This window comes from Aeromonas sp. FDAARGOS 1419 (assembly GCF_019047045.1).
Classification (GTDB): Bacteria; Pseudomonadota; Gammaproteobacteria; order Enterobacterales; family Aeromonadaceae; genus Aeromonas; species Aeromonas veronii.
The window spans coordinates 514,876-528,061 of the sequence record NZ_CP077209.1 but is presented as its reverse complement, the minus strand read 5'-3'; the positions used below and the strand labels follow the sequence as shown (position 1 = coordinate 528,061).

Annotated in this window: 12 protein-coding genes; 11 read left to right on the top strand and 1 reads right to left on the bottom strand. The window is 60.3% G+C overall.

The features are described from left to right. Positions 1 to 15 precede the first annotated feature (15 nt). Positions 16 to 891: a 6-carboxytetrahydropterin synthase gene (locus tag I6L49_RS02290; RefSeq protein WP_216950508.1), complete on the top strand. Its 876-nt coding sequence runs from the start codon at positions 16 to 18 to the stop codon at positions 889 to 891. A gap of 71 nt (positions 892 to 962) precedes the next feature. Here the strand turns inward: I6L49_RS02290 and I6L49_RS02285 are convergent, their stop codons facing one another. Continuing rightward, positions 963 to 2,975 carry a methyl-accepting chemotaxis protein gene (locus I6L49_RS02285; protein ID WP_216950507.1) on the bottom strand — a complete coding sequence of 671 codons (2,013 nt, stop codon included), beginning with the start codon at positions 2,973 to 2,975 and terminating at the stop codon, positions 963 to 965. A gap of 252 nt (positions 2,976 to 3,227) precedes the next feature. On the opposite strand from I6L49_RS02285, the gene hinT reads away from it, so the two are divergent. The 10 genes from hinT (at position 3,228) to glgC (ending at position 12,939) form a co-directional block, all read left to right on the top strand. Next, positions 3,228 to 3,578, top strand: a complete 351-nt coding sequence (gene hinT / locus I6L49_RS02280; protein WP_021231009.1) for a purine nucleoside phosphoramidase — start codon at positions 3,228 to 3,230, stop codon at positions 3,576 to 3,578. Further along, the gene (locus I6L49_RS02275) at positions 3,578 to 5,014 is read left to right on the top strand and encodes a COG3014 family protein (protein WP_216950506.1); all 1,437 of its coding nucleotides are present in this window, start codon (positions 3,578 to 3,580) and stop codon (positions 5,012 to 5,014) included. Before hinT ends, I6L49_RS02275 begins: the two co-directional genes overlap by 1 nt. 83 nt (positions 5,015 to 5,097) lie before the next feature. Beyond that, on the top strand, positions 5,098 to 5,496 hold the full coding sequence (locus tag I6L49_RS02270; protein WP_216950505.1) for a YcfL family protein: 399 nt from the start codon (positions 5,098 to 5,100) through the stop codon (positions 5,494 to 5,496). Then, positions 5,496 to 6,092: a penicillin-binding protein activator LpoB gene (gene lpoB, locus I6L49_RS02265; RefSeq protein ID WP_005334041.1), complete on the top strand. Its 597-nt coding sequence runs from the start codon at positions 5,496 to 5,498 to the stop codon at positions 6,090 to 6,092. Before I6L49_RS02270 ends, lpoB begins: the two co-directional genes overlap by 1 nt. A 10-nt stretch (positions 6,093 to 6,102) precedes the next feature. Next, positions 6,103 to 6,927, top strand: coding sequence for a phosphotransferase (locus I6L49_RS02260; protein ID WP_254127523.1), 825 nt, complete (start codon positions 6,103 to 6,105; stop codon positions 6,925 to 6,927). A gap of 3 nt (positions 6,928 to 6,930) precedes the next feature. After that, positions 6,931 to 7,788, top strand: a complete 858-nt coding sequence (locus tag I6L49_RS02255) for a DUF6279 family lipoprotein (protein ID WP_216950503.1) — start codon at positions 6,931 to 6,933, stop codon at positions 7,786 to 7,788. Positions 7,789 to 7,883: 95 nt separating this feature from the next. Next, on the top strand, positions 7,884 to 8,318 hold the full coding sequence (locus tag I6L49_RS02250; protein ID WP_005334044.1) for a hypothetical protein: 435 nt from the start codon (positions 7,884 to 7,886) through the stop codon (positions 8,316 to 8,318). Between the two features lie 158 nt (positions 8,319 to 8,476). After that, entirely contained in the window at positions 8,477 to 10,279 is a 1,803-nt protein-coding gene (gene secD, locus I6L49_RS02245) for a protein translocase subunit SecD (protein WP_216950502.1), read from the top strand. A 150-nt stretch (positions 10,280 to 10,429) separates the two neighbouring features. Next, positions 10,430 to 11,347, top strand: a complete 918-nt coding sequence (secF, locus tag I6L49_RS02240) for a protein translocase subunit SecF (protein ID WP_005334046.1) — start codon at positions 10,430 to 10,432, stop codon at positions 11,345 to 11,347. A 290-nt stretch (positions 11,348 to 11,637) separates the two neighbouring features. Next, complete coding sequence (gene glgC, locus I6L49_RS02235; RefSeq protein WP_005334047.1) at positions 11,638 to 12,939, top strand: glucose-1-phosphate adenylyltransferase; 1,302 nt, start codon at positions 11,638 to 11,640, stop codon at positions 12,937 to 12,939. Positions 12,940 to 13,186: the final 247 nt, after the last annotated feature.

Sequence of the window (13,186 nt, the reverse complement as noted above, 5' to 3'; positions counted from 1 at the left end):
AGCAAGGCCTGACTGATGAAGTTATTTGTAAGAGATTTGACCGTGATCGACTCCAGCTACCTGTGCGAACGCCGCGGCATGGTGGGCGAGAGCTGGCTGGTAGATATCGAAATGAGCGGTGAGCTGAACGAAATGAGCATGCTGCTGGACTTTGGCCGGGTAAAGAAGCTGATCAAGTCGATCATCGATGAAGAGGTGGATCACAAGCTGCTGGTGCCGACAGAGTGCCCGCTGATCCACGTCGAGACACTGGATGGTAACGAAAGCACAGTGGATCTGCTGCGCCCGGGGCGCTCCATCCATCTGCGCTGCCCATCCCAGGGCTTTGCCTTTATCCCGGCCCCGCAAGTTGATAAAGAGTCGGTGACCCGCTACCTGCTGGCGGTACTGGCCAAACGGCTGCCGGGCAATATCAAGGATCTCTCCCTGACCCTGCGTCAGGAGGCAATCACCGGTGCCTTCTACCACTACAGCCATGGCCTGAAAAAGCACGATGGCAACTGCCAGCGCATCGCCCACGGCCACCGCTCTCCCATCGAGATCCACGTCGATGGCGAGCGCGACCAGGAGCTTGAGCTCAACTGGGCCGAACGCTGGGGCGATATCTACCTCGGCACCGAGGAGGACAAGGTGGCGCTGACCGAGCTCGCTTTGAGCCCTCGCGCCAATGCCCAGCTTGGCGAGCATCACTGCGGCTTCAAATATGTGGCGCCGCAAGGGCTGTTCCAGCTGGCCATCCCCACCGCCGAGGTGGAGATGATCGACACCGACACCACAGTCGAGCTGCTGGCCTGCTATATCGCCCGCGAAGTGAAGAAGATGGTGGGCGACAAGTTCGTCAAGATTGTCGCCTATGAAGGGGTCGGCAAGGGCGCAATTGCCTACGCCTGATCCCCTTGTCACGGCCGCAATAAAGAGAAGGCCCCGCATCTGCGGGGCCTTGTTGTTTCAACTCTCGACCATCAGGCGCTCAGGCGGAAGCGCTTGACCAGGCTCTCCTGCTGCTCGGCAAGGGAGTCCAGCTGCTGGCTGGTCTCGGCCACCCGCTCGATCCCCTGGTAGTTAAGATCCGAGATATCGGAGATGCGGTTGAGGTTGGTGGCGATATCGGCGCTGGTCGCCTGCTGCTGCTCGGCGGCAGAGGCGATCTGGCTCGACATGTCGCTGATCAGCACCACAATCCCCTGCACCTCCTCCATGGCGTTGTTGGCGTGAGAGCTCTGATCCACGCAGCAGTCCATCTCGCGAGAGCACTCCTGCATCACGGTCACCGCCTTGGCGACTCCCTGCTGCAGGTTCTCGATCATGGTCTGGATCTCGCTGGTGGACTGGGCGGTACGGCCCGCCAGACTGCGCACCTCATCCGCCACCACCGCAAATCCGCGCCCCTGCTCGCCGGCCCGCGCCGCTTCGATGGCAGCGTTGAGGGCCAGCAGGTTGGTCTGCTCGGCGATGCCTCGAATGACATCGAGGATATTGCCGATCTGGCTGCTCATGGCGCTCACATCGCCAATCACCTTGCCGGTCTGTTGCAATTTGCCTGCAAGTTGATGAGTGGTGGTGATATTGCCCGCCATCACCTTGCGCCCCATCTCGGAGGCCTTCTCCACATCCTGCACCCGCTCCAGGGTCTGGTTGGCGGCCTGCGCCACTTCCCGCACCGAGGCCTCCATCTGGGTCATGGCGGCGGCGACCGAGGCGGTCTCCTGCCGCTGTTTCTCCAGATCCGCCCGCACTGATTCGGTGGTGTGGCGATTGCCGTGGGCGGCATCGTTAAGCTGGGCAGACGCTTGTGAAAGCTGCGCCAGCACCTCCCCCATCTGGGCAATCAGCAGGTTGATCTGGCTGCCCAGCTGGCCGAATTCGTTCTTGCTCTGAAAACCGATGCGCTGGGTCATGTCGCCCTGGGTCACTTCGGTCAGCACCCGCAGCAGCTCCCTGAGCGGACGGCGAATGGCCTTGCCCAGGGTATAAGCCACCAGCATGGCGATCAGGATGGCGACTACGATGCTGGTTCCCTGGGTCAGGGTGCTCTGGCTCTGAGTCGCTTTGGCGTGCTGAATGCTTTGACTCATCAGCTGCTGACTCTGGCCGGTGATCCGCTCAAGCCGGTTCTGGATCTCGACGATGAGCGCGCTCGCCTGCTTGCTCTTCTCCCGCATCTGCTCCTGCTGCTTCATCAGCGCCAGATACTGGGAGAGCACGCCTTCGCTTGCGGTGGTGTCGCGCACGAAGCCGTGAACATAGTGGCCCATGTCGTTCTCGAAGTTCTTGAGCTCCCCCTGCAGATCCTTGATGGTGCTGTTGAACCCCTCGATCTGCATCTTGTTGCGCTTGAGCGCCCCTTCGATGGGGGCCGGAATGGTCTGATTGAGGGCGTCCATGGTGGAGAGTTCGATGGCGGAAAGCTTGGTGGTCAGGGTCTCGGAGAGCATCTTGATGAAGCTGTCGTCGATGGTGACCATCATGTCACCCAGACTCTTCTTGAACTGGGGCAGACTGACCTGAAACTGCCCCTTGGCCAGATTGACCTTGTGCAGTCGGGTGAGCAGCGCCTCGTGTTCGCCGGGCAGGGTATCGGTCAGTTGCAGGTAGCTGTCGACCTGCTGGCTGAGGCTGCTCATCTCCCCTTGCAGTTCGGGGTGGTGGGCCACCTGCTGGCGCAAGACGTCAAGGCTCTTGCCCACCGCGGCCTTGGCTTGTTTCAGTTCGGCCACTTCGGCCGGCAGCTGTTTGGGGTCCTGCTCGGTGAGCACATCCCCCAGCCACTTGTTGGCGCTGAGCAGGGTGATCTGGGTCTGGCTGCTGGCAATCACCAGCGGCATAGACTGCTGGGTAACCTGCTCCAGTGCGTTCCCCAGGGTCTCCTGACTACGAAATGTGAGCAGTGAACTGGCCACCATCACGGCCACCAGGATCGCGAAGCCAAGGTAGACTCGCTGCAAGATGGAGAGATCCGACATTGTTTGTTTCATTATTGTCCCGCTGTATATGCAAAAGTCCCTTGCCTGAGTACCCCGTCCTTTTGATACCCTGCAGACCACCCTGAACAGGCGTTGCAGATGACGTCCCTCTGGCTATCGGTATTTTTAACAATAACTGAAGGGAATGGGACATCAGCTGTGTCAAATGTCGGCTTGTGTCACACTTGGCGTGCTGCTCGCCCCCCTTTCGGGAGCCGCTTGGGGTTCTAGTTCAATTTTCTGTTTCATATAAGGGAGTTAGCCATGGCGCAAGAAACCATTTTCAGCAAAATCATCCGTAAAGAGATCCCCGCCGACATCCTTTATCAAGACGATCTGGTCACCGCATTCCGGGATATCCAGCCCAAGGCCAAAACCCATATTCTGATCATCCCCAATGTGCTGATCCCCACCGTCAATGACGTGGAAGCCGAACATGAACTGGCCCTTGGCCGGATGTTCACCGTGGCCCGCAAGCTGGCAAGCGAGGCGGGCATCGCCGAAGATGGCTACCGCCTCATCATGAACTGCAACCGCCACGGCGGGCAGGAGGTCTACCACATCCACATGCATCTGGTCGGTGGCCAGCCGCTGGGACCGCTGCTCAGCCTTTAATGAATCGCCACGCCTCAACCTGCCGCAGCGCCCTGTTGCTCTGCGGCGCCCTGCTGTTGCTGGGAGGCTGCGCCTCCCGCTGGCAGGATATGTTCGTCTCCTACTCCGATCAGATGGTGCCCCTGCGCAACCAGCTGCTGCTGGGCCATGCCGCCGAGGCGCTGCCCGAGGTGCGTGACTCCACCCTTGGGGATGACACCTTTGTCCTCGATCGGCTCGAACAGGGGCGTATCGCCTGGCTGGCGGGTCAGGATGCGGGCAGCAAGCAGGCGTTCACCGCCGCCGACAGCCGCCTTCAGTGGGAAGATAATCAGGCCGAATACCGGCTGAGCCACGGTCTGGATCAGGTGGGCAGTCTGCTCACCAACGACCAGTCGATGGCCTATCTCACTCCCGATTACGAACGCACCATGCTGCACCACTATCTGGCCCTCAACTACCTGCAACGGGGTGATGCCGATGGCGCCCTGGTGGAGGTGCGCCGGGCCAATCAGGTGCAGGAGCAGGCCCTGAAACGGCGAGCCGATGAGGTGCGCAAGGCGAAGGATGAGAGCGAAGAGGCCGAAGCAGAAGGCGAGATGCGCCAGCTGATGTCGCGCGGCGCACCGGATCTCGACCGGTTGATCGGCAAGGTCAAAAACGGTTTTCAGAACGCCTACACCTTCTATTTTTCCGCCGTGCTCTATGAGGCGGCCGGGGATCTCAACGATGCCTGGGTCGACTATCAGCGCGGCTACCAGATAGCGCCGGACAACCGCAGCCTGCAAGATGCCTTGCTGCGTCTGGCGCGGCTGCGTGGCTCACCGGACGAGATCCGCGAGACCGAGAAAAAGATAGGCCGCAAAGCACCGCCGCTTGCAAAAGATCAAGGCCAACTGGTGGTGCTGTTTGAAGATGGTTTGATCCCGGCACGGCGCGAACTGTTCCTGCCGCTCCCCATCTCCACCTCCCGCGGCGATTTTCGCACCTTTACCGTCGCCATCCCCTATTACGATAATCGGACCAGCGACACCGGCCCGCTGACGGTGGAAGTCGGCAAGCGGGTCGAGCAGACCAGCGAGCTGGTCAGGCTGGAAGCGCTGGCCGCCAAAGATCTGCAGGAGCGGCTGCCCGGCATGCTGACCCGCCAGGCGCTGCGACTGGTGGCCAAGGAGCAGATGCGCCGCACCGCCGCCAAAGAGGGAGGGGATGTGGGCAATATTCTGGTGGGGATCTTCAATACCCTCTCCGAGCGGGCCGATACCCGCAGCTGGCTGACGCTGCCAGCGCAGGCATCGAGCTGGCAGGGAATGGTGCCAGCCGGTGACATCAATCTCACCCTGGGCGCGGGGGCAGCGCAGCGGCAATTGCCGCTCACCATCCACAAGGGACGCACCACCCTGGTCTGGGTACAGCGCCTCGGCGCCGGTCTGACCACCCGGGTGATGCCGCTCTGAGCAGATGGCGAAGAGATATGAGCAAGACCATTAACGGGCAGCCCCTCAGTGCTGCCCAAATCCCTCCAATTAAGGAGAGCAAGATGAAATCATACGGGTTGGCCCTCGGGCTCGCGCTGCTGCTGACCGGTTGCGCCCCCAACACCTCAGGCGTGGCGCTCTATGGCCCGGCGGGCGGTGCTCCCACGCTGGAGCACCATCAAAACGTCAACGTCACCCTGACCGAGCTGAGCCGCCGCCAGCAAAATGGCCTGCTGCAGGTCAATGTGGCCGCCGCCAGCACCCAGCGCGGCGATAACAAGCTGCAATATATCTTCTATTGGTATGATGAGGCCGGTCAGGAGGTCGCCAGCGATGGCCGCGGCTGGACCCCCATCAAGCTGCATGGCTATCAGACCCGCACCCTCTCGGCCCTGGCGCCCAGCCCGGCGGCGCAGGGTTACCGGATTTACGTACGCGAAGTGATTGAGGAATCCTACTGATGAAAATGAATCATGCCCTGCTGATATTGACCTCTGCATTGCTCTTGGGCGGCTGCTCCAGCACCACCGTCAGCTACGGCGATCCGACCGAAACCGAAACCGTCACCGTCGATTACGGCTCAAGTGACCTGCAGGCCATCGCCGACAAGATGGCAGACTCCATGCTCGCCTCCCCTGCCACCAGCGAGATCACCGCAGGCGGTCGTCCGGTGATGTTTATGGACTCTATCCGCAACAAGACCTCCGAGCACATCGATACCGAAGCCATCACCGATACCATCCGCACCAAGTTGCTGCGGGCCGGCAAATTCCGCTTCGTCGACATGAGCAAGGTGGCCGCCGTCAAGCAGCAGCTCGAATACCAGCAGAGCAGCGGTATGGTGGATCCTGCCTCCATGGTGCGGCTTGGCAAGCAGACCGGTGCCCGCTACATGGTCTATGGCAACCTCGCCAGCATCGTCAAAGACAATGGCAAGGTGAAGGATGTCTACTACCAGATGACCATGAACCTGATGGATCTGCAAAACGGCGAACTGCTGTGGGCCGATCAGAAAGAGATCCGCAAACAGGCGAAGAAATCCACCTTTGGCTGGTAACAGGCTCCTGGTGACAGGCAACTGTGATCCGCTACTGGCCAGCCTGCCCGCCCCCTGGCGGGAGGGGCAGCTGGAACCACTCGGGTTAGGCCTGACCAACTGCAACTATCGACTGCGCCTCCCCTCGGGGCGCAGTTACTTTTTGCGTCAGGGCCACTCCGACCCGGTGCGCCTTGGCATCGACCGTCCCACCGAGTGGCAGCTTTATCAGGGGGCGATGGGCGAAGGGTTGGCACTGTCTTGCCACTATGGCGATCCCGCCAGCGGTCTGATGCTGCTCGAATGGTGCGATGAGCCAAACTGGGTACACGCGGCGCCACCGGAAGTCGATCAGCCCCGCCTGCTGGCTGAGGTGCTGCGCAAGCTCCATCGCCTGCCGCTGCCTGCGGTGGTGATGGCGGTGCGAGCCCACGCCGCGAGCTATCGCGCCCGACTGGCCCACATTCCCTCCTGGCTGCCCGCCCTGGAGCGGAGCTTGCTCGCCAGCTGTGAGCCAAATGATTGCTGGCGCCCTTGCCACCATGATCTCAATCCGGCTAACTTGTTGGGAAGCAAACCCTGGGTCATCGACTGGGAGTATGGCGCGGCAGGTCACCCCGGCTTTGAGCTCGCCAGCATCCAGCGCACCCATGAGTGGCCCGCCGAGCAGCGCGACGAGCTGGAAGCGCACTATCTGCAGGCCCTGCCGCGCCACCAGTGGCCCGATTTTCAGAGCGAGGCATTTTTACCCTGGGTCGACTATATCGGCCTGCTCTGGGCCCTGCTGATGGCAGAGCAACAGCCCTCACTCGACTATGACACCCTGATCGCCATCAACCGGCAACGACTGGAGTAACAGATGATAAACAAGGTGCGCTGGCACAAGCCGAAAACCTGGGGTCTGCTGCTGATCGGCCTGCTGCTGACCGGCTGCTCCACCCGGGTGATCTACTACTGGCTCGATACCGCCATCATCTGGCAGCTGGATGACTACTTTGCCCTCTCCTATTCGCAGAAGGATCTGCTCAGCCGTGAAGTGAAGGGGCTGATGGCCTGGCATCGCCAGCACGAGCTGCCGCGCTACGCCAAGGATCTCGACGCGCTGGCCAAGGCGGTGGCCAGCCCCATGACGCCGGAGCAGATCTCGACCAACCTCGATGCGGTGCAGCAGAGCCTGACCCGCACGCTGGAAAACACTATCCCCCGCGCGGTCAGGCTGGCGCGCACCCTGACCGACGAGCAGGTGACCCGCTTTATGACCGATCGGGTCAAGCGGCAACAGGAGCGGCAAAAGGACTTTGCCACTGAGCCCAAAGAGCAGATGCTGGCGGAGTTTCGCGACAAGATGAACAAGCGGCTCGAGTTCTGGATTGGCGAGGTGAAACCGGCACAGGCGCCACTGGTGGCCCAGTGGGCCGAATGGCAATACGAGCTGATGCCTCCCTGGCTCGAGTTTCAGGAGTCCTGGACCCAGGAGCTGGACAGGCTGATGAAGCAGCGCCAGAGTCCCGACTTTACCCGCGAGCTGACTGATCTGCTGGCCGAGGGGGATGGGCTGATGGATGGCCGCTTTACCGGCTATACCGAACAGTCGCGCCAGCGTACCGTCAACTGGCTGAGTGCCATGAGCCAGTCGCTGGATATCTCCCAGCGGGCCCATCTCTACTCCCTGCTCAAGGGCTACGCCCGCGACTTCAAGCAGATGAGCGGCAGCTGACAGCCAGCACCGAATGGTGCCATGCGCCCGGGGCAACCTTGTTCAAACCGGGCGCTTATGGTAGTTTGCCCTTTCTATTTATCGGGAATTAACTTTTGCGCCTTATCGACAAAGTAAAACTGGTGCTGGTAACTCTGGTTATCGCCCTCACCCTGCTTTGTTCCATCGCCCGAATGGAAGGCCCGCTGCTACCCGCATCTCCCCAGAGTGAACAGCAGCAGACTCAGGTGTTCAATCAGCTTAGCGACAGCGACGATGGCATCATCAAGTTTGTTGGCAGCCATCAGAATCACCTGCTGCGTCTCGAACAATCCCTGCGCAGTGACAACCAGCCCAAGAGTGTGGTCTACGAGCTGATCCAGAGCTGGTCGGCCCAGGCCATCCTGCTGTTGCTGCTCGGCTGGCTGATGCTAGCACCCGAGCTCTATCACAAACAGAGTTTTCGCGATCGCTTTGGCGCGATCCACCGGCGCCATCTACAGCGCCAACATCTGCAATACCGCTTCACCCAGAGCTATCTGAGCGCCTGACCCCGGAGGGGCTGGCACATCCACTGTTTGCTCATCTCCTCTTCCTGACGGATCCGGCGGCTGCCTGATCCGCATCTGATGCATCCCATTTTTTGCGCCTTGCCGAGCCTTGTTGCTATCGGCCCAGGCACCATTCTCCTGACAGAGGCTTGTTTGCCATGAGAAAGAGCAATCGCACCGTTCTCAACCGCATGAGCAAGTGGCAGTACGCACTGCTGCTGTTGATGCTGTTGACCTTTACCTTTTACTCCCTGCCCACCTTTTTTGGTGAGCAGCCCTCCCTCGGCCTGCACGGACAGCAGCGCCTGACGGCTCAGCAGCAGATGTTGCTGAGCGACAAACACCTGACCCCGATCAAGGTCATTGAGCAACCTGAGCGGGTCGAGCTGGTCTTTGCCAGTCAGGGCGATCAGCAGCGCGCCAAGCAGTTGCTGGAGCTGCAAGGGGTCGACAGTGCCGCCCTGACCCTGGAGTTTCACTCCAACGCGCCGGCCTGGATCACCCGCCTCGGCGCCGACCCCATCAAGCTGGGGCTCGACCTGCGTGGCGGCTCCCAACTGCTGATCGGGGTGGACGTGGACTTTGTCATCGACAATCAGACCAAGAATCTGGTGGATACCCTGCGTACCCGCTTCCGTGAAGCCAATCTGCGCGGCGCTAGCGTCACGCGCAGCGCACAGGGCGCCGTAGCCGTCACCCTGCCGGAGGTCGCCGAACAGGAGAGCTGGCTCGCCATCATCAAGGAGAGTGCCGGTACCCGTCAGGATCAGTGGAAGCTGACCCGCTCAGGTAATGATCTGAAACTGGTGCTGAGCGAGGCGGAGCGTACCCTGCTGGTCAACAACGCCGTGACCCAGAACCTGTCGATCCTGAAAAAACGGATCAACGAGCTCGGCATTGTCGAGGCCTCGGTGGTGCGTCAGGGCCAAGATGGCATCCGTATCGAACTGCCCGGGGTGCACAACCCCAAGCAGGCGAAAGAGGTGATCGGGGCCACCGCCTCGCTGGCCTTCTACGAGGCCAAAGCCGACAGCCACTTCTATATCGCCGATCGCAACGGCCAGGCCGTCGGCATGGCGCGCAAGCCGGTACTCACCGGAGAGCACATCGTCGATGCCCGCGCCAATATGGGCGAGATGGGTCAACCCCAGGTCAATATCGTGCTCGACACCCTGGGTGGCAGCAAGATGAACCAGTTCAGCCGCCAGCATGTGGGCAAGCCGATGGCGACCGTCTTCACCGAGTACAAAACCAACGCCCTGGGCAAACTGCGCGCCCAGAGCGAGGTGATCAACGTCGCCACCATCCAGACCGCCCTTGGCAACCAGTTCCGTATCACCGGCATTGGCAGTCTGCCGGAAGCGCAAGAGCTGGCCATGCTGCTGCGTGCCGGCGCCCTCACCGCCCCGCTCAAGATCCTGGAGGAGCGCTCCATTGGCCCGACGCTGGGGATGCAGAATATCGAGGCAGGCTTCACCGCGCTGGCCTTCGGCATGGCAGGCATGATGCTGTTCATGATGGCCTGGTACCGCAAATTCGGCTGGGTTGCCATCACGGCGCTGGTCGCCAACCTGTTGATGCAGGTCGGCATGCTGGCAGTGCTGCCGGGCGCCGTGCTGACCCTGCCGGGGATCGCCGGTCTGGTGCTGACGGTGGGCATGGCGGTGGATACCCATGTGCTGATCTTCGAGCGGATCAGGGACCGTCTGCGAGAAGGGGGCTCATTGGCCAACGCCATCGACTTTGGCTATCGCTCGGCCTTCCACACCATTTTCGATGCCAACATCACCACCCTCATCTGCGCCGTGGTGCTCTACTCCATCGGCTCCGGGCCGCTGCAGGGCTTCTCCATCACCCTCATTCTGGGTCTGCTCTCCAGCATGATCACCGGGATCTGGGGAACGCGCGCCATCATCAATCCCCTGTGGGGACGCAGCAACGAGCGCACGCTGAAGGTGTAACGGGACAGCAATCCCTCTGATGAGCGGCTTTGGTTGCGCCATCGGCCATGGATATGGCCGGAGCGGCCAAAGCAGAACACTATTTCCCGGCGTGTCGCGACACGTCGTGATGGGCCAACAGCCTGATGCTGGCTGGCCAAGGAGAGAATTATGTTGAGAATGATCGTTGCCATGGGGCTGACCCGTTGGCGTTATATCGGCCTGTGGGCTTCCATCCTGCTGACCGTGGCCAGCGTCGCCATCTTGCTGGTGAACGGCCTGACACTGGGGCTCGATTTTACCGGCGGGATCCTGCTGGAGTTTCATATCCAGACCCTGAAAGAGGCCCATGAGCTCAATGCCATGCTGGTTTCCCCGCTGGCGGGAGCCGTTGAGCTGAGCTCGGCCGGAATTCCCGGCGAGTGGCTGATCAAGCTGCCCCCCCACGAACTGCCCTGGCCCGCGGCGGATCTCGCCACCATGCTGACCCAGCAGTTGGGGATGCCGGTCGAGTTGCTGCGCACCACCATCGTCGGTCCTCAGGTGGGTGCCGAGCTGTTCCAGCAGGGGATGCTAGCGGTGCTGGTTGCGTCGCTGGCGATGTCGGCCTATCTGGCGTTTCGCTTCGAGTGGCGTCAGGCCATCGGCATCCTGCTCTCGGTGGTCCATGACGCCATCGTAGCGCTGGGGCTGCTGTCACTCTTTCAGATCGAATTCGATCTGAACATCATCGCCGGTTTGATGGCGGTGATCGGCTACTCCCTCAACGACAGCATCGTCATCTCGGACAGGTTGCGGGATCTGCTGAGCTCGCGTACCCAGATGGGGATCCACGAGTGCTCCGATGTGGCCATCAAGGCGACCTTCAGTCGCACCATGATCACTTCGGGCACCACCCTGTTTACCGTGGGCGCTCTGTTGCTGTTTGGCGGTGACGCCCTCTACGGCTTCTCCTTCACCCTGTTTGCCGGGATCCTGGTGGGCACCGTCTCCTCCATCACCGTCGCCTCGACCGTACAGGAGCTGCTGGGCCTCACCCCGCAGGCCTACCAGAAGAAGAGCGAGGAGCCACTGGCCAACGCAGCCTGAACCTTGTTAACCAGGCCCGGCTCACCGGGCCTCAACAAACCGGGCTCCTGCCAACCATTGGCAGGGGCTTTTTCCCATACCTCCTCTCGGTCTCTCACCGCCCCTTTTGTTGCTCGGCTCGCCTCAATTGACAACTGACCATATTGAAAGCAATGACGGATCAACCCGTCATTTTTAATAACAAAAAGGTCATTTTATTACGTCGGAAACCATAAAATGTGACTGAAAGCACTTTCTTGAGGGCTCAAAGGAGGCAACATTGTAGTGATTTATCTACAAAGGGATATGAGATGTTGTTACAACCTGCCAATACAGCAAAATCCAGACAGTTGCTGAACGAGACCATGGCTTTGGTACTCGCAGGAGGGCGGGGTAGTCGCCTCAAACAGTTAACCGACAACCGTGCAAAACCTGCCGTTCATTTCGGCGGCAAATTCCGCATCATCGATTTCGTGCTCTCCAACTGCATCAACTCCGGCATCCGTCGGGTCGGTGTCGTGACCCAGTACAAATCCCACAGCCTGTTGCGCCATCTCCAATCGGGCTGGTCTTTCCTGCGCTACCAGATGAACGAGTTTATCGATCTGCTCCCTGCCCAGCAGCGGGTGGATGAGGTGAACTGGTATCGGGGTACCGCCGATGCGGTCTACCAGAATCTGGATATCATCCGCGATCACGCCCCCAAATATGTGGTGGTGCTGGCAGGCGATCACATCTACAAGATGGATTACGCCGCCATGCTGCTCGACCACGTCAATATGGGCGCCAAGGTGACCGTTGCCTGCATCGAGGTGCCACGCAGTGAAGCAAGCGCCTTCGGGGTAATGGCGGTGGATGATGATCGCAAGATCAATGCCTTCGTCGAAAAGCCTGCTAACCCGCCCGCCATGCCGGGCAAGGCCGACACCGCGCTGGCCTCAATGGGCGTCTATATCTTCGATGCCGAGTATCTCTATCAGTTGCTGGAAGAGGACATTGCCAACGAGCAGTCCCATCACGATTTCGGCATGGACGTGATCCCCCGCGTGGTGAAAGAGGGCACCGCATTCGCTCACCCGTTTGGCATGTCCTGTGTCGGCTGCTGTCCGGATCGCCGCCCCTACTGGCGCGATGTGGGCACCGTGGACTCCTTCTGGGAGGCCAATATGGATCTCGCTTCCGTCACGCCTGAGCTGGATATCTACGATCAGGACTGGCCCATCTGGACCAGTCAGAACATGACTCCTCCCGCCAAGTTCGTGCAGGACCGAAACGGCCAGCACGGCATGACCATCAACTCCATGTTTGCCGGGGGCACCATCGTCAGTGGCTCTTTCATCCTGAGTTCGGTGCTCTTTACCAATGTGCGGGTCGACTCCTTCTGCACTCTGGATCAGGCCGTTATCTTCCCGGGTGTGGAGATTGGTGCCGGTTGCCGACTGCGCCGGGTGGTGATCGACAAGGGGTGCAAACTGCCGGAAGGCACAGTGATAGGTGAAAACGCCGATGAAGATGCACGTCGCTTCCACCGCTCCGAGCAGGGCATAGTGCTGGTCACCCAGGGGATGCTCACTCGCCTGAACAAAGAGCTGCAGGGAAAACAAAAGCGCTGATCCGCAGCCAGACGGGATCCCCCTTCCTACCGCAAAGGGAGCCATTATGGCTCCCTCTTTCTATGGCTGACCAGATAGCCACCTCACACCATCACTGCCATCGCGTTGCAGTCTCCCAGAGATACCATTTACTGTGGGTTAACAGCTGCGCAACGCAGCCTTCACACCCTCAAATCGTAAACATTAAATTACACAAAAAACCATTAACCCTCCGAAAAACCCTCTGTATTATTCCTGTTCGCGCTAT